The organism is Aestuariivirga sp., assembly GCF_046294715.1.
Classification (GTDB): domain Bacteria; phylum Pseudomonadota; class Alphaproteobacteria; order Rhizobiales; family Aestuariivirgaceae; genus Aestuariivirga.
In genome coordinates this window covers 163,245-185,798 of the sequence record NZ_JBKBKI010000001.1, presented here as the reverse complement: position 1 = coordinate 185,798, position 22,554 = coordinate 163,245, and the positions used below count along the sequence as shown (strand labels likewise).

The window sequence follows — 22,554 nt, the reverse complement described above, 5'->3', positions numbered from 1 at the left end:
CCGCGGCCCGTTCACCACAGCGCGCCGCCGGTGATCTGGATGTTCTCTGCGGTGATCCCGCGGGCGTCTTCTCGGCATAGCCATGCGGCAAGCGCGGCGACCTCGCCCGGCTGGATGATGCGGTGCTGCGGGTTCTGTGCGGCGATCTCCGCCATCGCGTCCTCGAGGGTGCGGCCCTTGCCTTCGCGGGCAACGAGTTGCTCGACATTCCGGCGCATCAGCTCTGTTTCGACCCAGGTGGGCGATATCATCACGCAGCTCACGCCATGCGCCGCCCCTTCGAGCGCGACGCAGCGGGTCAAGCCGAGGAGCCCCGCCTTCGAAGCGCAATAGGCGGGATTGTCCTTCCACCCCACCGTGGCCGCCGTCGAACCAATGTTGATGATGCGCCCCCATTGCCGGGCGATCATGCCGGGCAGCACCTCGCGCGTCATGCGGAAGGCACCAGTGAGATTGGTGTCGATGATCTTGTCCCAGAGCGCATCGGGATGGCCCGAGACCGGCTGTTCGGCAGTGGTGCCGGCTGCGTTGACGAGAATGGCAATGGGGCCACAATCCTTTTCGGCGGCCGCGACGAAGCCGCGGATGCTCTCCATGTCGCGCACGTCGAGATGGCCCGCGAAAACGCGCCCACCATGGCTCTCGAGCGCTCGGCGCACCGCCTCGACCTGCTCGCCTTCGGGATAGGCCGCGGCATCGCCGAGCCGCGCGGAGGCTCCCACATAGGAACCTGCTGCGACATTGGCGCCGTCCTTCGCCAAGGCCCTGGCGATGGCGAGCCCCTGCCCGGTCAAGCCACCGGTGACGAGGGCTGCCTTTCCGCCGAGAGGCCCCGTCATGAAAGCCTCCCTGCGCGAGTGCCGCCTTGAACCCGGCTTGATGTCCGGCGAGAATGGTGCCGGTGGCGAGAGTGATCTGGGCCTGTCATGTGCTCGGGTGTCCACCGTGGGTGAGTAAGGGAATGCTAGAGGATGTCCATGGCCCAAGCCATGTGCCTTTGGGTACATGAGGCAGCGCATGCCGGCTGACGGCATTCCCGACATTGCCTTTCTCGGCGCGCTCGCCGCCGCGATCGAGGGCGTAGGCTCCGAGCGCCACGTCGAAAGGCTGGTCGATCTCGTCGGCGCGCTGGTGCCGCACGATCTGGTGACAGTGGTGCGCTATTCGGTGAGCGAACGGCCGGAGTTCGTGTCGCACCGCAACTATTCCGACGAGATGGTGGCGCGCTATCTGGACACCTTCTATCCCTACGACCCGTTCTATGCGCAATGGCGCGAGAAGCAGAAGGCGGGTGTCGTGCGTTTGCTGGCCGCCGCTCCGGTGCGCTACATCGCGGACTTCCTGGCGCAGTCCGTGATCACGGACGAGCTCGGCGTGCTGCTGGAGGATGGCCAGGGCTGGTGCCTCGGCATCTTTCTCGACCGCAGCAAGGGCCGTTTCAGCCCAGCCGACGTGAAGCGACTGGAGGCACAATTTCCGGTCTTCGCCTCGCTTCACGCCCTCGACCTCAAGAGCAGGAGGCCGGCCTTTCGGCGGACCGAACAGCCCGCAGCACCCGGGCAGGATCCGCGTCAGGGTGCGGCACTCGGCGCCGAAGAACGGCTCTGGCCGGAGCTCAGCCCGCGCGAGCGGGAGATCGTCCGGCTGATCCTCGCGGGCCATCCCACGGCAGGTATTGCCCGCAAGCTGGGGCTCGCACCCGGCACGGTCAAGAACCACCGCCGCAACATCTACACGAAGCTCGATATCACCACCGAACGCGAACTCTTCCTGCAATACATCGGCGCGGCGGATCGTCGCTCGAAGGCGGGCCAGTGACTGGCAATTTCCGCTGGTGAAAACCTCCGGAGAGGCCCAAAATTTTTTTGACCGAAGAGTAAAAGCTGGTACTGTTCCGGGCAAAACAGCGCTCACCGCCTGGCGGGCCGAGCGGCATGGGGGTGGGGGCGTGCATGCTCGACTTGCTGGTGAAAGCGGCGAGGCTGCCGGGACGCAGGGAGCCGGCCGACATCGCGGTGAAAGCGGGCCGCATCGCCGAGATATCCCCCCGCATCGATGCGGAGGCGCAGCGCGTCATTGACACCGGGGGCAGGCTCGTTTCGCCTCCCTTCACGGACCCGCATTTCCACATGGACGCCACCTTGAGCCTCGGCCTGCCGCGGCTGAACCGATCCGGCACCCTGCTGGAGGGCATCGCGCTGTGGGGAGAACTGAAGCCGCTCCTCACCCATGAGGCAGTGATGGAGCGGGCGCTCCGCTATTGCGACCTTGCGGTCTCGCAGGGGCTGCTGTCGATCCGCTCGCATGTCGACGTCTGCGACGACAGGCTGACCGCCACCGAAGCGCTGCTCGAGGTGAGGAAGCGCGTCGCCTCCTACATCGACCTGCAGCTCGTGGCCTTCCCGCAGGATGGGCTCTACCGCAGCCCAACCGCCGAGGCCAACCTGCTGCGGGCTCTCGACATGGGGGTGGATGTCGTGGGCGGCATCCCGCATTTCGAGCGCACCATGGAAGACGGCGCACGCTCGGTGCGCCGTCTCTGCGAAATTGCGGCGGAGCGTGGCCTGCCGGTGGACCTGCACTGCGACGAATCGGACGATCCGATGTCGCGCCACATCGAGACGCTCGCCGCGGAAACCGTGCGGTTGGGCCTGCAAGGACGGGTCGTCGGTTCGCATTGCACGTCGATGCATTCCGTCGACAATTACTATGCGTCGAAGTTGATCCCGCTGATCGCCGAGGCGGGCGTTCACATCGTGCCAAATCCGCTGATCAACATCACGCTGCAGGGGCGCTCCGACACCTATCCGCGACGCCGCGGGCTGACGCGCGTGGCCGAACTGCGCGCGGCAGGGGTCAACGTCGCCTTCGGGCAGGACTGCACGATGGACCCGTGGTATTCGCTCGGCTCCGCCGACATGCTAGAGGTGGCGCACATGGGCGTACATGCCGTGCCGATGACCTCGCGCGAGGCGATGGCCTGGGCCTTCGATTCAGTGACGCTCAACGGCGCCAGGGCCATGGGCCTGCCGGACCCCACGCTTCGCGTCGGCGGGCCCGCCAGCATGGTGGTGCTCCAGGCGCGCGACCCAATCGAGGCGGTGCGCATGAAGCCGACCCGCCTTGCCGTCATCCGGAGCGGAAAGATTCTGGCGGAAACGCCGGCGCGGCTGGCGCGGCTGTCCCTGCCCGGACGACCCGAGAGCCTCGATCCCGCTGATTATGCTCCGATTGCCGAAGACTGAACTGAACCAAGCCCAGGAAAGGATACAGCAATGTCCCTGTCGACCACTCGCCGCCACCTGCTTGCGGGCGCGGCGGCCTCATTCGTGCTTCCCGCCATTTTCCGCCGCGCCAATGCGGATGCTCCCATCAAGGTCGCCGGGGTTCACGCCTCGCCGGTCGAGAATGCCTGGAACTCGCGCATCCACACCGCGATGCAGGCCGCCGCCAAGGACGGGCTCATCGAATACAAGTTCTCGGAAGGCGTCTCGGCCACGGACTATCCCCGCGCCATGCGCGAATATGCCGAGAGCGGCGCGCAACTGATCTGGGGCGAAAGCTACGCGGTGGAAAACGAGGCGCGCGCGGTGGCCGCCGACTATCCTGACACAGCCTTCCTGATGGGCTCCTCGGGCGGACCGGCTGGCGACAATTTCGGCGTGTTCGGCACGCGCAACCACGAGGCCGCCTACCTCGCCGGCATGCTGGCCGGAAAGATGTCGAAATCAAACGTTTTCGGCTCTGTGGGCGGCTATCCGATCCCAGAGGTGAACCTGCTCATCAACGCCTATCGCATGGGCGTAAAGGAGGTGAACCCGGATGCCAAGTTCCTGAACGGCTTCATCGGCGCCTGGTTCGACCCGGCCAAGGCCAAGGAGGCGGCAGTGGCGCAGATCGACGCCGGTGCGGACATCCTGTTCGGCGAACGCATCGGCACGGCCGACGGCGCGAAGGAGCGTGGCGTCAAGGCCATCGGCTCGCTCATCGACTATTCGCCGCGTTACCCCGGCACGGTCTTCGCCAATGCGCTGTGGAACTACCGCCCGACGATTGACGCCATCGTGGCGGATATCAAGGCGAAGAAGCCCGTGGGACGCGATTACACCGAGTATTCCTTCATGAAACATGGCGGAAACGAACTGATTTACGTTGCCGCCGAGGTGCCGGCGGACGCGGTGCCCGCCATGGAGGAAAAGAAGGCGGCGATCGCCTCCGGTGCCTTCGAAGTTCCGATCGACGCGACTGAGCCAGCCTGACCGGAACGTGCAGGACGCAACGTCCCTCGCTGCCGCGATCGCTTCCGGCCGGACCACCGCGCCGGAGGCGATGCGGGCGGCGCTCGACGCGGCGGCGGAGCGGGCCGGGCTTGGCGCCATCGCTACGCTCGACCCCGAGTTAGCGCTGGCGGCGGCGGAGAGGGCGCGGCCGGGGCCGTTCAGCGGCGTGCCGTTCCTGGGGAAGGACCTCGGCTCCGGTTCGGCGGCATTTCCGCCGGGGGCCGGCCTCGCGGCGGTGCGGAAGCGGACGATGGCGGAAGAGAGCGTGCTGTTCACGCGCTTTCAGGAGGCGGGGCTGGTGCAGGCGGGGCTCAGCACGGTGCCGCCCTTCGGCCTGGCGCTTACCTCCGACCCCGCGCGCAATCCTTTGAATCCTCAATTTTCGCCGGGTGGATCGTCAGGTGGCGCGGCGGCGGCCGTGGCGGCGGGGATCGTCGCGATCGCGCATGCGACGGACGCGGCGGGCTCGATCCGGGTGCCGGCGGCCGCTTGCGGACTCTACGGCGTGAAGCCCTCGCGCGGCGCGGTTTCCGGCGCGCCGGGCTTCGGCAACCACCTGATGGGGCTTGCTACGGAGCTTGTCCTGGCGCGCTCGCTGCGGGACGTGGCGGCCGCCTTCGAGGCGGTGGCCCATGGCCAGGACACGACGTTCGCGACGACGCCGCGCGTTGCATTATGCATGCCGGAACGTTGCAAAAAGATGCAGAATCTTGTCGCGCGACATGCAGCGGATGTGCTCCGCGCGCGCGGATGCCTTGTCGATGAGCGGCCCGCCCCGGACAGGCTGGGGGAGAGGGCCGCCGGGATCGCCCGGACCATCCTCACGGCCTCGCTGGCGGAATGGGTGGCCGCACTCGCCATCCCCGGGGAGGAGCTGCCGCCGCTCGCCGCCGCGGTGGCGGAGGAGGGACGAGCCATGCCGGCCACCCGGCTCTTCGCCGCGAGCCGCGACATTGCGCGGACCGGCCATGAGCTCTGGCAGGCGTTCGAAGAGTTCGACGTGGTCCTCTCGCCGGTGCTGGCCGACGGACCGCCGGCCTTCGGCGCCTTCGACATGGAGGCCACCGACGCCGCGGCCCACTTTGCGCAAATGGAGGCCACCGCCCCCAACGCCGCTCTTGCCAATGTGGCGGGCGCCCCGGCGCTGGCCATGCCCTTCGGAGAGGATGAGCGGAGGCTTCCCGTCGGCATCCAGCTGATGAGCCGGATGGGCACGGACCGGGCGCTGCTGGATTTTGCGGCATGGCTCGCCTATGCCGCGCCGCCGGTCACATTCCCTTACCCGATCGCGGGCCACCCATGACGAGCCCCGTTCTCGAGATCCGCGGCATCAGCAAGCGCTTCGGGGCGCTCACCGCCAACGACGCCGTGAGCTTCGAGCTGAAGCAGGGCGAGATCCTGGCGCTGCTCGGCGAGAACGGCGCGGGCAAGACGACGCTGATGAACATCATCTTCGGCCATTACACGGCGGACGAAGGCGAGGTGAGGGTGAACGGCGCAGCCCTGCCGCCCGGCAGGCCGCGCGCCGCCATCGCGGCAGGCGTCGGCATGGTGCATCAGCACTTCACGCTGGCCGGGAACCTCACCGTGCTGGAGAACATCATCATCGGCTCCGAGCCGCTGACGAGGGCGGACAGCCGGCGCTCCGAGGCCATCGCCAAGATCAGGCGCATCTCCGAGACGTTCGGCCTTCCCGCCGACCCGGCCGCACGGGTAGGCGACCTCTCCGTCGGCGAGCGCCAGCGCGTCGAGATCCTGAAGGCGCTCTACCGCGACGCCCGCATCCTGATCCTCGACGAGCCGACGGCCGTGCTGGCCAGGCCCGAGGCCGAGCAATTGTTCCGCACGCTGCGGGGAATGACGGCGGGCGACCTCTCGATCATCTTCATCAGCCACAAGCTCCACGAGGTGATGGGCTCCTCCGACCGGGTGATCGTGCTGCGCGGCGGCCGCGTGGCGGCCGAGCGCGTGACGGCGGACACGACGTCCTCGGAACTGGCCGAACTCATGGTGGGGCGGAGCGTGACGCGGCCGAAGCGGGAGGCGCATGCCACCGGGCGCCCCGTGCTCACGGCGCGCGGGCTCCGCGTGAGGCCGGCGCACGGGACGGGGCTCGACGGGGTCGACTTCGAGGTGCGCGAGGGCGAGATCCTCGGCATCGTCGGCGTCTCGGGGAACGGCCAGGCGGCGCTCGGGCGGCTGCTCTCGGGCACGGCACAGGCGGAGGAGGGGAGCCTCACCTTCCAGGGCGAGGACATCGCGAAGGCCACGCCGCGCGCGCTGATCCGCCGCGGCATCGGCCGCATCCCCGAGGACCGCCACGCGGAGGGCGCCATCGGCGATCTCGCGGTGTGGGAGAACGCCGTGCTCGAACGGCTGGACGATCCGGCGTTCTCGCGCGCGGGCTTCGTGCGGCGCGGCGCGGCGCGCGGCTTCGCGGCCGAGCTCATCCGCCGCTTCGACATCCGCGGCGCCACGCCGGACACGCGCACCCGTCAGCTCTCGGGCGGAAACATGCAGAAGCTCATCCTGGGGCGCAACCTCGCCAATGCGCCGAAATTCATCCTCGCCAACCAGCCGACGCGCGGCCTCGACGAGGGCGCCATCGCCGGTGTCCACGCCGAGCTGCTGGCGGCGCGCGCGGCGGGGGCGGCGATCCTCCTGATCTCGGAAGACCTCGACGAGGCGGTGGCGCTTTCCGACCGCATCCAGGCGATCGTCAAGGGGAGGCTTTCGGCACCGGTGACGGCGGAGCAGGCGGATGCGCGCACGCTGGGGCTGATGATGGCGGGCGTGTGGGAGGCGAACCATGCGATTTGAGCGCCGCGCCGACGTCTCGCTCACCGCGCTGGTGATCGCTCCCTTCGCCGCGATCCTCGTGGCGCTGGTGCTCTGCGCCGGGCTGATCGCCGCCGCCGGGGTGAGCCCGCTTGCCGCCTATGGCGAAATGCTGAAGGGCGCACTGGGCTCCCGCCTGTCGATCACCGAAACGCTGACGCGCGCCGTGCCGCTGATGCTGACAGGGCTTGCCGCCGCCGTGGCCTTCCGGGCGCGGGTGTGGAACATCGGCGGCGAGGGGCAATTCTATATCGGCGCCCTCGTCACCGCGGGGCTCGGCCACAGCCTGTTCGCGGGGCTTCCCGCACCCCTGGCGATCAGCCTCCTCATGGCGGTGAGCATCATCGCGGGGGCACTGCTTCTCATGGCGCCGCTGCTCCTCAGGCTGCGCTTCGGGGTGGACGAGGTGGTGGTGACGCTGCTTCTCAATTTCATCGTGCTGCTGCTCGTCGGCCTCATGGTCGAAGGCCCTCTGAAGGACCCGATGGCCTTCGGCTGGCCGCAGTCCGTACCGGTCGACGCCAGCCTCAGGCTGCCGAAGCTCGTGCCGCGCTCGCGTCTCCACATCGGCCTTCTGGTGGCGGTGGCCGCCGCGGCACTGGTCTGGCTCATCCAGGCGCGCACCGTGTTCGGCGCCGAGACGCGGGCGGCGGGCCTTGCGCCCAAGGCCGCGGCCTTTGCGGGCGTCCGCCTGTCGCGCACCCTGATGGCTGTGGCCTTCCTTTCAGGCGGGCTCGCCGCACTCGCGGGTTCCGTCGAGGTGCTGGGGCCGACAGGATACGTGACCACCACCATGTCGCCGGGCTTCGGCTATGCCGGGATCGTGGTCGCCATGCTGGCCGCACTGCACCCGGCGGGGGTGGTGGCCGCGGCGGTCTTCGTCGCCACCGTCTTCGTCGGCGCCGACGCGATGAGCCGGGCCACGGGGGTGCCGAGCTTCATCGCCGACGTCATCATGTCGGTGTCGCTGCTCGCCATGCTGACGGCCCTCCTCTTCACCACCTACAGGATCAGGCGATGAGCACCACCCTCGACATTCTCGCGAGCGCCAGCCTGTGGGCGGCAGTGCTGCGCATCGCGACGCCGCTGATCTTCGGGGTGCTGGGCGCGCTGATCTGCGAGCGGGCGGGGGTGCTCAACCTCGGCATCGAGGGCATCATGACCATGGGCGCGATGGCAGGCTGGCTCACGGTGTTCTGGGGCGGCGGCCTGTGGATGGGTCTCATCGTGGCGGCCCTGTCCGGCGCCGCCTTCGGGCTCTTGCACGGGGTGCTCACGGTGCCGCTCGGCCTTTCCCAGCACGTGACGGGGCTCGGCATCACGCTGTTCGCCGCCTCGCTCTCCTATTTCCTCTACCGCATGTGGGTGGAGGTGGGCGACTTGCCGCCCACCATCGTGCCGTTTCAGCCGATCCGCTTCCCGGTGCTGTCCGACATTCCCTTCCTCGGCGAGGCGCTGTTCAGCCAGACCGCACCCACCTACCTGGCGATCCTTGCCGTGGCGGTCTCCGCCTGGGTGCTGGCGCGCACGCCCCTGGGGCTGGCCGTGCGCATGACGGGCGAGAATCCGCATGCCGTCGAGGCGCAGGGGCTCGACCCCATCCGCATCCGCATCGGCGCGGTGGTGGCAGGCTCGGCGCTCATGGCGGTGGGCGGCGCCTTCCTCACCATGGCGGCCTTCAACAGTTTCTTCCCCACCATGGTGCAGGGCCGGGGATGGATCGCCATCGCGCTCGTCGTCTTCGCCTCCTGGCGTCCTGGCAAGGCACTCCTGGGCGCGCTGCTCTTCGCGCTGTTCGACGCCTTCCAGCTCCGCCTGCAGACGGCGGTGCCGGGCGTTCCCTACCAGCTTTTCCTCATGGCTCCCTATGTGCTCTCGATCCTCGCCCTGGTGCTTGTGGCGAGGCGGGCGCGCGTGCCGGAAGCGCTGATGCAGCCCTACCGCAGGGGCGAGCGCTAGAGCGGAACGATATAGAGCGAAATCACGCTTGTTTCTCTTTTTCCCGTCATCCCGGCGAAGTCCGGAGTCCAGCTCATGTGTCAAACAGCTGAAGCCCAAAGCTGGACCCCGGCCTTCGCCGGGGTGACGGTCTGGAGACGTCGCGGGAGCCGTCGCGATTGCGTCAAAGGTCATTCCACTCCAGGCTCGCCGGAACTGCGTTCACCCGGCCTTCGGCCAGCTTCGGAGGAGGGCCTCAAACGTTTCAGGCGAGAGGAAACCGATTCTCCTCAGGGACTTGCGGGTGATCCTTGCGCCCTGGCAGGAAGCACGGGTGCGAAAGCATTGTTCTCCGGCAGGCGGGCGGCGCGGCGTTCCGAGGACCCGAGAAGAAATGACTTTCACCGGAACAACTTGCTCAAATGAATTGAGCCTTGATCTCGCGGGGCGGCAGGCTAGCCCTTGGCGGCGATGAGCTTTCGCGTGGCGGCCGACATGCGCGAAAAGGCGCGATGGGCCTGGGGCGTCAGCCGGACGTGCTTGGCGCGTCCGTCTTCCGGGTCCGGCACGCAACGGATCCAGCCTGCATGCTCGAGTTCCGCGATCCGCGAATAGACGGTGGGCGGCGTGCCGAATCCGGGGCCTCTCACCACGTCCGACACGTTCAGCAGCTGCTTGCGCGCCTCGGCCTCGCCGACGAAATTCAGGATGGCACGGGCCGATAGGTCCATCGCGTCGAGGCCGCTGCTTTCCTCGATGGCCCGGATGAGGCGGGTGATGCGGAAGATCAGCTGGTCCTTTTCCATCGGCGTGCTCAAGAATTTAGCGCTAAACGTCTCATCTTTCCCGCTCAATACCCGAACAACCGATGCGAGGCGACCTGCAGTTTAGACCGGTCCCGGCAGGCGCTTCAGCGGGCTGCTCCCTTCTTCGCGCCGGCCTTGCTGCCACGGGGCGGCAGCAGCGCCTGGAGCCCGCGGCTGAGCGAGCCCGGCTCCTCGAGCGCGAGCATGCGCCGGACCTGCGCCGAGGCCGTGACGTCGCCGGAATGGGCATAGGCCTCGTGATTGCGCTCGATGGCGGCGGGGTCATAGAGGTAGTTGACCATGACGCCGTGCGACTGGCGGAGGCCCTTCTCCGAGACGTCGCCGCAGAAATCGATGCGCTCGAGGGCGGCACCGTTGTTCAGGTGGAATCGGGCGACCGGGTCTGCCGGCTTGCCGTTCCTGGCCTTGGCCTCGAGGAGGTAGATGGCCGCCGCCCGCTCGAGGAGCGGCTGCACGGCATCGCGCTGCTCCGGCCGCTCGTGCCAGCCAGGTTCGGCCAGGGCCGCGAAGAGTTCCGGCGGCAGGCGCCTCTCGCCATCCTCGCCGCGCTGGCGCTCGAGCCATGCGGCGAAGCCCGGCACGGGCGACAGGGTTACGAAGTGCCTGAGCCCCGGGACCTCGCGCAGCAGTTCCTCCACCACCTGCTTGATGAGGAAGTTGCCGAAGGAGACGCCGCGCAACCCATCCTGGGTGTTGGAGATCGAATAGAAGACGGCGGTGTCGGCTTCCTCCTCGGCGATGGGCTGACGGTCCGCCGCGATCAGGGGAGCGATCTTCGCCGGCATGCCGCGCGTCAGCGCCACCTCGACGAAGACGAGTGGCTCCTCCGGGATCTGCGGATGGAAGAAGGCGAAGCAGCGCCGGTCGGCCGGCTGGAGGCGGCCCTTGAGGTCGGCCCAGCCGTGTATCTCGTGCACGGCCTCGTAACGGATGATCTTTTCCAGGATGTCGGCGGGCGAGGACCAGTCGATGCGCTTCATCACGAGGAAGCCGCGGTTGAACCAGGAAGCGAAGAGGCGCTCGAAATCGGCATCGACGGGCGCCAGTTCCGGCGCGCCGGCGAGCTCGGCCAGCAGCGCGGCCCGCATCCTCACCAGCGTGGCCGTGCCGCCCGGCGCCAGGTTCATGCGGCGGAAGAGCTCCTGCCGGCGCGGCTCGGCGGCGCGGTGGAGGCGGCCGGCATGGGCTGGTGAGGGCTCCGCCACCCAGGCAGCGACGGCGCTCTCCAGTTCATCGCGTTCGGGCCCCAGCTCGCGGGCGAGATGATGAAACCAGGCGCGCCGCTCCTCCTCGCCCATCGCGTTCCAGCGCTGGAGCAGGGCGCGCGCGAGCGCCACCCCCGAGGCTTCGCCGCGCGTCGACAGCAGGGCCTCTGCGAGCGCCTCGGCGGAAAGCTCCTGCTCGCCGCCGAAAGGCAGGCGCAGCAGCTTGCGGCTGCGCTCGGCCACCGCCTGAAGCAGTTCGGACAGGACGTCGCGCTGGCGCTCTGGCATCTCCATTCCTCTCTGCCGGTGGAAGGTGACGGTCTTACGTCATCGGCGGCGCCATCTGCAACCGCCGGGGCGCGGATTTGTTCGGCTGCGGCCTATGAGCCGGGGAACGGTGTGCGCACACGCCGCAGCACGCCGAGAACGAGCGGCACCGCGACCACCGCGAGCGCCGCCAGGAGCAGGGCCAGCGACAGCGGGTGCGTGAGGAAGACCGACGGGTCTCCCTGCGAGATCGTCAGTGCACGGCGGAACTGGGCTTCGGCGAGGGGGCCGAGGATCAGGCCGACGATGGCGGGAGCGACCGGAAAGTCATGGCGGCGCATCAGGAAGCCGATGAGGCCGACGATGAAGAGGAGGACGAGATCGAAGGTCGAGTTGCTGATCGAGTAGACGCCGAGCGTCGAGAAGACGAGGATGCCGCCATAGAGCAGCGGCTGCGGGATCGCCAGCAGGCGCACCCACAATCCGGCGAGGGGCAGGTTCAGCACCAGGAGCATGACGTTGCCGATGTAGAGGCTGGCGATGAGGCCCCACACGAGGCCGCCCGAGGCGGTGAAGAGCTGCGGGCCGGGCTGAAGATTGTATTGCTCGAAGGCGGCGAGCAGGATCGCGGCGGTGGCCGATGTCGGAAGGCCCAGCGCCAGCAGCGGCACGAGCACGCCCGCCACGGCAGCGTTGTTGGCGGCTTCGGGGCCGGCGACGCCCTCAATCGCGCCCTTGCCGAATTCCTCCGGGTTCCGCGACAGCTTCCTTTCGGCATAGTAGGAGAGGAAGGTCGGGATCTCCGTGCCGCCCGCCGGAAGCGCACCGAAGGGAAAGCCGATCGCCGTGCCGCGCAGCCACGGCTTCCATGAGCGGCGCCATTCCTCGCGCGTCATGAAGAGAGAGCCGCGGATCGGCTGGATCACGCCCTCGCGGAGATCCTTGCGCGAGGCCATGAACAGCGCCTCGCCCACCGCGAAGAGCCCGACCGCCACGACGACGGGGTCGATGCCGCGCAGCATGCTGGGCATGCCGAAGACGAGCCGCGGCTGGCCGGTGAGGATGTCGGTTCCGGCAAGCCCGAAGGCGAGGCCTATCAAGAGACTCGTCAGGCCGCGCAGCACGGAGGCGCCGAGCAGCGTCGAGACCGTGGTGAAGGCGAGCACCATGAGTGCGAAATACTCCGCCGGGCCGAACATGATGGCGAGCCGCACGAAGAAGGGCGCGAGGAAGCTGAGGAGAAGCGTGCCGATGGTGCCGGCGATGAAGGAGCCGATGGCGGCGGTGGCGAGCGCCGCCGCACCCCGGCCGCGCCGCGCCATCTGGTTTCCCTCAAGCGCGGTGATGATCGAGCCCGACTCGCCCGGCGTGTTGAGCAGGATCGAGGTGGTGGAGCTGCCGTACATGGCGCCGTAATAAAGGCCGGCGAACATGATGAAGGCGCCCGTGGGATCGAGGTTGCGGGTGACGGGCAGCAGGAGCGCGATGGTGAGCGCGGGGCCGATGCCGGGCAGGATGCCGACCAGCGTGCCGAGCGTGACACCAATGACCGACCACATGAGATTGACGGGCGTCAGCGCCGTGGCGAAGCCGTCGAGGAGGGCAGCAAAGGCCTCCATCACAGGACTCCCTGAAGGAGGCCTGCCGGCAGCTGCAGGCCGAGCAGCCTGGTGAAGGCGAGATAGGCGAGGCCCGCGATCACGACCGCCACGGCGAGATCGCGCAGGGAGCGCCGGCTTCCGAAGGCGAAGGCGACGCTGACGAACAGGATCACCGCGGCGGGCACGAAGCCCAGCGGCTTCAGCAGATTCATGTGGAGGAGGAGGCCCGCCGCGATCACCGCGACGGCGCCCCAGTCGGTCCGCCCCTCCTCGCGGGGGAAGCTGCGGTTCCACGCCTGCCAGGCAATCGCCGCGCCGGCCACTGCCAGGCCCGAAGAAACGAGATAGGGGAAGACGCGCGGGCCCACCTTCGCATGGACGGGCGGCACGCGCATGCCCATCGCATCAGCGCCGATCACGGCGGCGGCGGCAATCAGTCCGAGGCCGATCAGGAGACCGGCCACGGAAAGCCTGTTGGAGCCGTTCAAGCGCGCCTACTGGACGAGGCCGACGCTCTTCAGGATTTCGGTGGTGAGCGCCGTCTCCTGCTCGATCAGCTTGGCGAAGCCGTCGCCGGGAAGATAGAGGTCGGTCCACTTCTTCTCCTCCAGCACCTTCTTCCAGGCGTCGCTCTTCACCGCGGCGTCGACGGCGTCGAGCAGCGCCTTCTTCTGGGCGTCGTCGAGGCCCGGGGGAGCGACGATGGCGCGCCAGTTGGCGAGTTCGACGTCGATCCCCTGCTCCTTGAGGGTGGGGATGTCGATGCCGGCCTGGCGCTCCGGCGCCGAGATGCCGAGCACGCGCAGTTCGCCCGAGGCGATCTGGCCCGCCCATTCGCTGAGCCCGCTGATGCCGGCCGCCACGTGGCCGCCGAGGATCGCGGCGAGCGCCTCGCCGCCGCCCGAGAAGGGCACGTAGTTGAGCTTGGTGACGTCGCCTCCGGCCGCCTTGACGACGAGGCCCGCGAGGATGTGGTCGGTGCCGCCGGCGGAGCCGCCGCCGATCGCCACCGCGCCGGTATCGGCCTTGAGCTTCGCAGCGAGGTCGGCGAGCGTCTTGATCTCGGAGGCGGCGGGAACGACGATCACCTCGTATTCGCCGGTGAGGCGGGCGATCGGCGTCGTCATCGAGAGGTTGACGGGCGACTGGTTGGTGAGGATGGCGCCCAGCATGACGAGGCCGTTCACCATCAGGACGTTGGGCTTGCCCTTCTCCTGGTCGATGAGCTGGGCGAGGCCCACCGTGCCGCCGGCGCCGGGCACGTTTTCGACGGTGACGCCCTTGGCGCCGCCCGCCGTCATGACCTCGGCGAGCTCGCGCGCCGTCTGGTCCCAGCCGCCGCCGGGCTTGGCGGGGGCGATGATGCGGAGATCGTCCACGGCCCGTGCCGTCACGGCGGAGCCCGCCAGCAGCGAGACGGCGAGGAGGGCGGCGGTGAAGGTGCGTCTGATCATTGCTGTTCTCCCAGTTCGTTTGATTGCCACCCGGTTCATCCAGGCATGCAGTTGGCCCGGAGGAGAGAGGTTAGAGCATCGCGGCGCCTCGCGCCAGCGCGCCGGAATTTCCCGACGGGTGGATCACGTCCGTCCGGCACGATATAGGGAATGTTGAATAAATCGAGCGAGAACCGACATGAGGCATGTCCTGCGCCCAGACATCATCCGTGCAATCGCCGCGGCCTTGCTCTTGCTGGCGCTGCCGTCCATGTCGGAGGCGGCGGGGGAAAGCCTCGGCATCGCATCGGTTCCGAACCTGCGCGACCTCGGCGGCCATGCCGCGGCGGAGGGGAGCACGGTGCGCATGCAGCTTCTCTACCGCTCCAACCAGTTGAGCGGCATCAGCCCGGCCGACATGGAGAGGATCGCCGGGCTCGGCCTCAAGGCGGCATACGATCTGCGCACCGAGGAGGAGCGAAGGAAGCGTCCCGACGAATTGCCGCCCGGCGTCGAGCCCGTCTGGCTGAATGTGCTGGCAGATGAGGACCAGGCGGGCCCCGCCGAACTCGGGAAGCTGCTGCGCGACCCGAAGCAGGCGAATGCGGCGCTGGGCGGCGGGCGCGTCGAGGCGATGTTCGCCAAGTCCTACCGGGACTTCGTGACGCTGCCGAGCGCCAGGCGGGAGTACCGCAAGCTGTTCCTCGGCCTCGCCGACCGCAGCCGGCTCCCGGCGCTGTTCCATTGCACCACCGGCAAGGACCGCACGGGCTGGGCGGCCGCAGCGCTGCTGACGCTGCTCGGCGTGGCGCGGGAGGAGGTCTACGCGGACTTCCTGCGCAGCAACGACTACATCCTGCCGCTCTACGGGAAGCCGATCGACCGCTTCGTCGCCGCGGGGGGCGATCCATCGATTCCGCCTGCCGTGCTCGGCGTGAGGCGGGACTATCTCGAAGCCGCCTTCGACGAGATGGAAACGCGATACGGCACGATCGAAAGCTATTTCGCGGAAGGTCTCGGGATCGATGCAGCGCAGCAGCGGGCGCTGCGCGACATCTACCTCGCCCGGCCGTGAGAAAGGCGCGCTAGATCCCGCGCGCGCCGAGCCAGGCGCGGAGCTTCTCGATCTCCGAGGCTTGCCAGCCGGCGGGGTCGGTGAGCGCCACCCAGCCATCGAGGTAGTCCGAGGCGGCATAGACGTGGCCCACGCCCGGGGGCACGGTGGTGGCGGTCATCATGTCGAAGATGAGCTGCAGGAAGGTGACGCCGGGAATCCAGGTGAGAGCGGCGGGCACGTCCGGGCCGCGCGGCGCTTTCATCCACGCGGGCTCCAGCCGCCAGCTCTCCCCCTCGAAGAAGACGATGGGGTCCGAGGCATATTGCAGGTAGAGGATGCGCAGCGGCCCCCAGTCCGGCGCCCGAAGCTGCGCGTGGTCGTCATTCGTCATGAAGCGGAAGAGATTGCCGTTGCGGGCGAGCGGAAGCCATGCGGGGCTTTGCCCGAGGCGGGCCGCCGTGACGCGGCCCCAGGTGCGGCTGGCGAAGGGAGGGCCGACCCAGAAGGCGCCGTGATAGGGATCGCCGACGATATCGAAGGCGTCGCTCGACAGGTCGGAGTTCAGCGAGCCGAGGCTGAGGCCGAAGAGATAGAGCCGCGGGCGCGAGGCAGGCTCCAGCGCGCGCCAGTGGCCATAGACGGCGCGGAACACGGCGCGCGCCGTTTCGTGGCCATATTCCGGCTCCACCAGGAGCGAGAGCCAGCTCGGCAGATAGGAATACTGGACCGAGACCGTGGCGACATCGCCGCGGTGCAGGATCTCGAGCGGCATCATCGCCGCCGGGTCGACCCAGCCCGTGCCGGTGGGCGTGGCGATGACGAGCAGCGCGCGCTCGAAGCCGCCGGCGCGGATCAGCTCCTTCAGCGCAAGTTCCGCGCGCTCATCGGGCGTCCCGGCGGAATTGAGACCGGCATAGACGCGGACCGGCTCCCGCACGGGGCCCCCCGCGAGCTCCGCGATTTCCGCCCCGGAGGGCGCGGCGAGGATGCGGGCGCGGCCTTCCGCACCGAGGCCGCTCCAGGCGATGTGAGAACTCGAGCTTCCCGTCTTCAGCGGATCGGACGGGGCAGGTTCATCGGCCTGCCGCAGCGCATCGATCCTGCGGTAGGTCTCGTCCAGTCCGCGCAGGGCGGAATCGAGAAGGAAGCCATTGCCCACCGCCCAGAAGCTCCAGGCCGCCAGCAGGGCGGCCGCGAGGAAGGAGGCGCGCGGCGGCAGCAGCCGCCGGAAGGGAAGCTCGTAGAGATCCTTGAGGAGCCGGAAGACGCGGCCGAGCAGGATCAGCAGGACCATCACGAGAAGGCCGACCACGGCGATGACGAGCGGGCCCGCGGTATCCGGCGGCGGCAGACGGAGCGCCTGGTGCACCGAGCTCTGCCAGGTCCACGCCATGGAGAGGCCGAAGAACAGGAGCCCGAGGCTCGCCCAGGAGGCGATGCGGCGGAGGAGGCGAATGCGCTCCGCGGGAATTTCGAAGAGGCCGAGCCAGTTCCAGAGGATCGCACCGCCGGCGCCGAGCCCATAGGCCACCGCGAAGGACAGTCCGCAGATCGCCCCCTGCACCGGTGCCGCCCGCGGAATGAGGCTCGGCGTGAGTGCCGCGAGGAATGCCGCTGCACCCAACAGCATGCCAGGCACCGAGAACGGTGCCGCGAGCCGGTTCACGATCAGCACTCCGAGCTTTCCCATGGATTCCCCCGCGCCCGGCGGGACGCCCAGCCCCCGGAGTTGCGGGGGCGGTGCCGCCGAGATTGCCTTTCCATAATTGCTGACCTAGCCTCATGCGTGCGCCACACGCAAGGAGGGAACTAAAATGTGCAACGCATGCATCATCGAAGGTGTCAGGGCATCGGTCCAGTCGCGGCGGTCGTTCCTGGCGAAGTCCGCCGCGGCCGGTGCGGCCGCACTCGCCGCCAGCGTGGCCAGCGCGCGCGTTTCGCTTGCACAGAATTCCGGCAAGGTCGTCGATCTCACCCACGCCTATGATGGCACGTTTCCCACCTTCGACGGCCAGCCCGGCATCACGGCGGAGAAGGTCGTGGATTTCAAGAAGGACGGCTACACCATCTACAAGCTCACGATCTTCGAGCACACGGGAACGCATATCGACGCGCCGCTTCACTTCACGGAGGCGGGGACTTCGGTGGCGGACCTCGAAGCGCAGAACCTCGTCTGCCCGCTCTGCGTGATCGACATCAAGGCCAAGGCGAAGGACGATCCCAACGCCATGGTGATGAAGGCCGACATCGAGGCCTGGGTTTCCGACAACGGCGAGATTCCAAAGGGCGCCTGCGTGGCGATGAATTCCGGCTGGGCCGCCAAGCTCGGCGATCCCTCCTACCGCAACCTGCCGGACGGGAGCTTCGCCTTCCCCGGTTTCGCCAAGGAGGCAACGGACATGCTGGCGGAGATCGGGGCGGCGGCGATCGCGGTCGACACGCTCTCCCTCGATCCCGGCAACTCGAAGGACTTCGCCGTGCACTCCTCATGGCTGCCCGGCGGGCGCTACGGCATCGAGAACGTGAACAACCTCGACATGCTGCCGGCCAAGGGCGCCACTGTGTTCGTGGGGGCGCCGAAGCATCGTGGCGGGACGGGCGGCCCTGCCCGGGTCATGGCGATGATGTGACGGCCTGGGCCAGCGCGCCCTGATTCCTTCGCGTTTCAGACGTTCGCGCCGGGGGCGGGGACGGCTTGAGGCATGGCTGTCAACCAGATCGTAATCCTTGGCGAGACCTAATGGGGTGGAGGCCTGACGGGCCAATCCGCCCCGCCGCCTCGGGGTCCGTCACATGCATAGATTTAGATGCATTTGAGCGAATTGATGCACCAGCCGGTAGTGCGGGCCCGCTAAGCACATGTCCCGGACGAAGAAAGTCGAGGCACCGGAATGGCCGAACTCACCGCACGCGAACAATACATGCTGGAACTCGTCAATCGCGCCCGCATGGACCCGGCGGGGGAAGCAGCGCGCTTCGGCATCAGCCTCAACCAGAATCTCACGGCGGGCACGATCTCGGCGACGCCGAAGCAGGTGCTCGCACCCAACCAGTATCTGGCGGATGCGGCGGACTCGCACAGCTCCTGGATGCTGAGCACCGACACCTTCTCGCACACCGGCATCAACGGATCGAATCCCGGAACGCGCATGACGAATGCCGGCTACCAGTTCACCGGCTCGTGGACGTGGGGGGAGAACATCGCGTGGTCCGGCACGACCGGAACTCTCAACGCCGACGCGGCGATCGCGCAGCACCACAAGAACCTGTTCCTGAGCGCCGGCCACCGCCTCAACCTGCTGAACGACAATTTCCGTGAAGCCGGCATCGGCTCCATCACCGGCACCTTCACGTCCGGCGGCACCAACTACAACGCCCTGATGACGACGCAGAACTTCGCGAAGTCCGGAAGCAACAGCTTCGTGACCGGCGTCATCTACAACGACACCAGCAACGACGATTTCTATTCGATCGGCGAGGGCGTGGGCGGGCGCACGGTGACGCTCCTGCAGAACGGGAGCACGGTCTCTGCCGTCGCCAACCAGCAGGCGGGAGGCTATTCGCTGGGCACGTCGCTTACCGGCACGGTCGAGGTGCGCTTCACCGGCACCGGCCTCGCATCGGCGATGGGTGTCGCGGTGGCGCTCTCCGGCCGCAATGTCAAGATCGACCTCGTGGATGGCAACACGATCCTCGCCAATGTCAGCGCGACGCTGACGCAGTCCTCCGTCAACCTGTCGCTGATCGGGATTGAGAACATCAATGGCACGGGTAACGGGCTCGGCAACACGATTACCGGCAATGCCGGAAACAATGCGCTCTTCGGCGCAGCCGGTAACGACACGCTGCGGGGCGGGGCGGGACTGGACGTCTTCGACGGTGGCGAGGGTGACGATGTCATCCATGCCGAATCGGGCGACAACCTGGCGGGCTCGACGGGCGGCGCCGGCTACGACAAGCTCTATCTCACGGGCAACCTTCCGGCGGGCTTCGATTTCGCTGCGAACGGCTTTGAGGAACTCTGGGTCAACGGCAGCCTGGTGGCGAGCGCCGCTTCGGCCCCTCCCGCAGCAGGAAGCGAAGAACCTCCGCCGCCGGTGATCACGGAAGACCAGACGCTCACCGGCACCGCGGGCGCCGACACGCTGACCGGCGGGACCGGCAATGACACGCTTTCTGGACTCGGCGGAAACGACACGCTGCGGGGAGGCGCCGGCAACGATCAGATCAACGGCGGCACGGGCGCCGATGCGATGTTCGGCGGCAACGGCAGCGACGCCTACTTCGTCGACAACACCGGAGACGTCGTCGACGAGACGGGAACGGACGGCGTCGACACGGTGTTCTCGTCCGTCAGTTTCAGCCTGGCGGATTCGGCGCGGGCGAAGGGCAGCGTCGAGAACCTCACCCTGACGGGAACGGGCTCGGTCAATGCCACGGGCAACAGCCTGAACAACGTCATCATGGGCAATGCCGGCGCGAACAAGCTTTCCGGCGGCTCCGGCATCGACACGGTGTCCTATGAGAAGGCGGGAAGCGGCGTCACCGTCACGCTGGCCTCGACCTCGGCGCAGTCGACCGGCGGCGGGGGCAGCGACACGCTCAGCGGCTTCGAGAACCTCACGGGCTCGATCCATGCCGACAGGCTGACGGGTTCTTCCGGCAACAACGTGCTGCACGGCCTCGGCGGCAACGACACGCTCAGCGGCGGCTACGGCAATGACGTCCTGATCGGCGGCGCCGGAGCCGACCGGCTCATCGGGGGCAGCGGCGGAGACCGCTTCGTCTTCACCTCGCTCGCCGACAGCGGCGACCTCCTCACCGATTTCGTGAGCGGCACGGACAAGCTCGACCTGACGCAGCTGCTCGAGGAGGCGGGATTGGGCGATGCCGCCTACCAGGCGCTCGCCGACGGCGGCAATCTCGTCTTCGAACAGGGCAACTACGCGACCGGCACATCGAGCAACAGTTCCTCGATCCTCGACACGCGCATCTATCTCGACGTGGATGGGGCGGGATCTGGGGCGCGGGTTCTCATCGCGACGCTCGAGGACAGCAAGGTGACGGGCAACGACGTCATCGCCTGAGGCCTGCGAGGGCGCTTGCAGATCGCGCTCGCGTTGTGCAAGGTTGCGGCGCGTCTCGAAATCGAGGGAGAGTTCAGATGATCAGACATATCGCGCTTGCTGCGGCCGTCGTTCTCGCCACGCTGGCGGGCTCCAGCATGACGGCCCCGGCGCAAGCCGACGTGAAGCTCTATTTCGGCGTTCCGTTCTATCCCTATTCGCCGGGCCCCGGCTGGCGCTATTACCGCGGCTATGGCTGGTACGACTACGACCGCTACGGCCCGTTCCAGCCCTATTACCGCGACAGGCTGACCTGCAAGGAGGCGCGGCGGCTCGTCGACAGGAGAGGCTACGACGATGTCGACGCGCGCGACTGCTCCGGCCGCGTGTACAGCTTCCGCGCCACGACAAGGAACGGCAAGCGCGTCACGGTCTATGTGAACGCCTACACACGCGCCATCTGGCGCTGAGCCGTCACTCCGCCTGCAGAACCTCCTGCAGGAGGCTCCAGATCTTGCCGAGCGAGACCACTTCGAGCCTTTCGTGCACGGTGTGGACGTCGAGGAGGTTCGGCCCGATCGAGACGATCTCCATCGCCGGATACCGGTCGGCGATGTAGCCGCATTCGAGGCCCGCGTGGATGACATCCGTGGTCATCACGGAACCGAACAGCCTCTCGTAGGAAGACAGCACAGCCTTGTAGAGGCCGGTGCCCGGCCGGGGCGGCCAGGCGGGAAACCCGCCGCGCTGGCTGCTCGTGGCTCCCAATCCGTGCGCGACGGCGGCAATCTCTGCAGCCATCTTCTCGAGATTTTCCGCGTGGAAACTGCGCGGGAAGGCCGAAACGCTGATGGCGCTGCCCGAGCTTCGCACGATGCCGACGTTGCTGGACGTTTCAGGCAGGTTCGGGAATTCCTCCGACCAGGCGGTGACGCCCTGCGGCAGCGCGGCGATGAGCTTCACCGCCCTTGCGGAGTTTTCGGCCGAGGCAGCTGGCCCTGACCCGTTTTCCTTCGCCGCGAGGGTGATCTCGAGAGCGGTTTCCGCCGGATAGCGGGTGCGCGCCTCGGCAGTGAAGTTGGAGACCCGCTTCTGCAGCGCCGCCACGTCGCCCGGGCTGGCGGCGAGGAGCGCCTCGGCGGAGGTGGCGATGGCGTTGTCCACGCTGCCGCCCGCGATGGCGAGGAGGCGGAACGGCGCCGACCCGGCGAGCAGCTCCGCCAGCAGCAGGTTGGCGCCGGCGCGGTTCTTGCCGATGTCGACTCCCGAGTGTCCGCCGAGCAGGCCCGAGACCTTCAGCGAGAACACTTTCATGTCCGGCGGCAGGGGCGTCATGTCGAGGGGCATGTCGACGTCGATGTGGACGCCTCCGGCCGCACCGAGCGTGACGACGGAATCATTCTCCGAGTCGAGATTGATGTAGCGCGTACCGGTGAGGAGCGCGGGGCTCAGGCCCGCGGCGCCGCTCATGTCCTTCTCCTCATCCGTGGTGAACAGGATCTCGATCCGCGGGTGGCGCGCCGGCAAGTGTTCGGCCACTGTCAGCGCGATCGCCACGCCGATGCCGTTGTCGGCCCCGAGCGTGGTGTCCTTGGCGCGAAGCCAGCCGCCGTCGCGCATGATTTCGATTGGGTCCTTTGCGAAGTCGTGCATGGAGTCCTCGGTCCTGAGGCAGACCATGTCCATGTGCGCCTGCAGGACCACGCCGGGCCGCGCTTCCCAGCCGGGCGCCGCGGCAAGCCTGACCAGCACGTTCGCCTGCGCATCCGTCGAGACCTCCAGCTTGCGCTCGCGCGCCCACGCGACGAGCCAGGCGGAGATCCTGGCCTCGTCCTTCGAGCAGCGGGGCACCTGGCTGATCGCGGCGAAGGTCGAGAGGATCGCCTGGACCGGTGCAGGGTCCGCCTTTGCCGCGCCATTGCCGGCGTGGCCCAGCATGATCATCAGCGAGGCGAGCAGCGGTGCCGCAAATTTCCTTACCCTGCGTGGCGCGCGTTTCATCGGTCGTCTCCCTCGATGAGTCTCGGCGCCGGTGCTTGCAA

The 22,554-nt window shown here is 68.1% G+C and carries 19 protein-coding genes; 11 read left to right on the top strand and 8 right to left on the bottom strand.

The window, feature by feature from the left end; all coding sequences use genetic code 11:
* Positions 1-11: 11 nt before the first annotated feature.
* On the bottom strand, positions 12-839 hold the full coding sequence (locus ACK4HL_RS01000) for an SDR family NAD(P)-dependent oxidoreductase (RefSeq protein WP_409755747.1): 828 nt from the start codon (positions 837-839) through the stop codon (positions 12-14).
* A 178-nt stretch (positions 840-1,017) separates the two neighbouring features.
* Here ACK4HL_RS01000 and ACK4HL_RS00995 point away from each other — a divergent pair, with 178 nt between their 5' ends.
* From ACK4HL_RS00995 to ACK4HL_RS00965, 7 genes are all read left to right on the top strand, one after another.
* On the top strand, positions 1,018-1,818 hold the full coding sequence (locus ACK4HL_RS00995; protein ID WP_409755744.1) for a helix-turn-helix transcriptional regulator: 801 nt from the start codon (positions 1,018-1,020) through the stop codon (positions 1,816-1,818).
* A gap of 134 nt (positions 1,819-1,952) precedes the next feature.
* Positions 1,953-3,245, top strand: coding sequence for an amidohydrolase family protein (locus ACK4HL_RS00990; RefSeq protein WP_409755741.1), 1,293 nt, complete (start codon positions 1,953-1,955; stop codon positions 3,243-3,245).
* A gap of 30 nt (positions 3,246-3,275) precedes the next feature.
* On the top strand, positions 3,276-4,259 hold the full coding sequence (locus tag ACK4HL_RS00985) for a BMP family protein (protein WP_409755738.1): 984 nt from the start codon (positions 3,276-3,278) through the stop codon (positions 4,257-4,259).
* A complete protein-coding gene (locus ACK4HL_RS00980; RefSeq protein ID WP_409755735.1) occupies positions 4,219-5,583 on the top strand; it encodes an amidase family protein in 1,365 nt (454 codons plus the stop codon). Before ACK4HL_RS00985 ends, ACK4HL_RS00980 begins: the two co-directional genes overlap by 41 nt.
* Complete coding sequence (locus tag ACK4HL_RS00975; RefSeq protein WP_409755732.1) at positions 5,580-7,100, top strand: ABC transporter ATP-binding protein; 1,521 nt, start codon at positions 5,580-5,582, stop codon at positions 7,098-7,100. The genes ACK4HL_RS00980 and ACK4HL_RS00975 overlap by 4 nt, the downstream gene beginning before the upstream one ends.
* Positions 7,090-8,139 (top strand): ABC transporter permease, encoded by a 1,050-nt coding sequence (locus ACK4HL_RS00970; protein WP_409755729.1) that lies wholly within the window; start codon positions 7,090-7,092, stop codon positions 8,137-8,139. The genes ACK4HL_RS00975 and ACK4HL_RS00970 overlap by 11 nt, the downstream gene beginning before the upstream one ends.
* Positions 8,136-9,077: an ABC transporter permease gene (locus ACK4HL_RS00965; protein WP_409755726.1), complete on the top strand. Its 942-nt coding sequence runs from the start codon at positions 8,136-8,138 to the stop codon at positions 9,075-9,077. Before ACK4HL_RS00970 ends, ACK4HL_RS00965 begins: the two co-directional genes overlap by 4 nt.
* Before the next feature lie 434 nt (positions 9,078-9,511).
* Here the strand turns inward: ACK4HL_RS00965 and ACK4HL_RS00960 are convergent, their stop codons facing one another.
* From ACK4HL_RS00960 to ACK4HL_RS00940, 5 genes are all read right to left on the bottom strand, one after another.
* Positions 9,512-9,862, bottom strand: a complete 351-nt coding sequence (locus tag ACK4HL_RS00960) for a MarR family winged helix-turn-helix transcriptional regulator (RefSeq protein ID WP_409755723.1) — start codon at positions 9,860-9,862, stop codon at positions 9,512-9,514.
* 104 nt (positions 9,863-9,966) lie between these two features.
* Positions 9,967-11,376 carry a malonyl-CoA decarboxylase gene (locus ACK4HL_RS00955; RefSeq protein ID WP_409755720.1) on the bottom strand — a complete coding sequence of 470 codons (1,410 nt, stop codon included), beginning with the start codon at positions 11,374-11,376 and terminating at the stop codon, positions 9,967-9,969.
* 92 nt (positions 11,377-11,468) lie between these two features.
* Positions 11,469-12,974, bottom strand: a complete 1,506-nt coding sequence (locus ACK4HL_RS00950; RefSeq protein ID WP_409755718.1) for a tripartite tricarboxylate transporter permease — start codon at positions 12,972-12,974, stop codon at positions 11,469-11,471.
* On the bottom strand, positions 12,974-13,444 hold the full coding sequence (locus ACK4HL_RS00945) for a tripartite tricarboxylate transporter TctB family protein (RefSeq protein ID WP_409755715.1): 471 nt from the start codon (positions 13,442-13,444) through the stop codon (positions 12,974-12,976). The genes ACK4HL_RS00950 and ACK4HL_RS00945 overlap by 1 nt, the downstream gene beginning before the upstream one ends.
* A gap of 6 nt (positions 13,445-13,450) precedes the next feature.
* A complete protein-coding gene (locus ACK4HL_RS00940) occupies positions 13,451-14,410 on the bottom strand; it encodes a tripartite tricarboxylate transporter substrate binding protein (RefSeq protein ID WP_409755712.1) in 960 nt (319 codons plus the stop codon).
* 178 nt (positions 14,411-14,588) lie between these two features.
* Between ACK4HL_RS00940 and ACK4HL_RS00935 the strand changes: the two genes are divergently transcribed.
* Positions 14,589-15,464 (top strand): tyrosine-protein phosphatase, encoded by an 876-nt coding sequence (locus ACK4HL_RS00935; RefSeq protein ID WP_409755709.1) that lies wholly within the window; start codon positions 14,589-14,591, stop codon positions 15,462-15,464.
* A gap of 10 nt (positions 15,465-15,474) precedes the next feature.
* Here ACK4HL_RS00935 and ACK4HL_RS00930 read toward each other — a convergent pair whose 3' ends face one another.
* On the bottom strand, positions 15,475-17,136 hold the full coding sequence (locus tag ACK4HL_RS00930) for an alpha/beta hydrolase (RefSeq protein ID WP_409755706.1): 1,662 nt from the start codon (positions 17,134-17,136) through the stop codon (positions 15,475-15,477).
* 124 nt (positions 17,137-17,260) lie between these two features.
* On the opposite strand from ACK4HL_RS00930, the gene ACK4HL_RS00925 reads away from it, so the two are divergent.
* The 3 genes from ACK4HL_RS00925 (at position 17,261) to ACK4HL_RS00915 (ending at position 20,982) form a co-directional block, all read left to right on the top strand.
* Positions 17,261-18,076, top strand: a complete 816-nt coding sequence (locus ACK4HL_RS00925; protein ID WP_409755703.1) for a cyclase family protein — start codon at positions 17,261-17,263, stop codon at positions 18,074-18,076.
* A 261-nt stretch (positions 18,077-18,337) separates the two neighbouring features.
* Entirely contained in the window at positions 18,338-20,533 is a 2,196-nt protein-coding gene (locus ACK4HL_RS00920; RefSeq protein WP_409755701.1) for a CAP domain-containing protein, read from the top strand.
* A 77-nt stretch (positions 20,534-20,610) separates the two neighbouring features.
* Positions 20,611-20,982, top strand: a complete 372-nt coding sequence (locus ACK4HL_RS00915) for a hypothetical protein (RefSeq protein WP_409755698.1) — start codon at positions 20,611-20,613, stop codon at positions 20,980-20,982.
* Between the two features lie 4 nt (positions 20,983-20,986).
* Here the strand turns inward: ACK4HL_RS00915 and pepD are convergent, their stop codons facing one another.
* Positions 20,987-22,513: a beta-Ala-His dipeptidase gene (pepD, locus tag ACK4HL_RS00910; protein WP_409755695.1), complete on the bottom strand. Its 1,527-nt coding sequence runs from the start codon at positions 22,511-22,513 to the stop codon at positions 20,987-20,989.
* Positions 22,514-22,554: the final 41 nt, after the last annotated feature.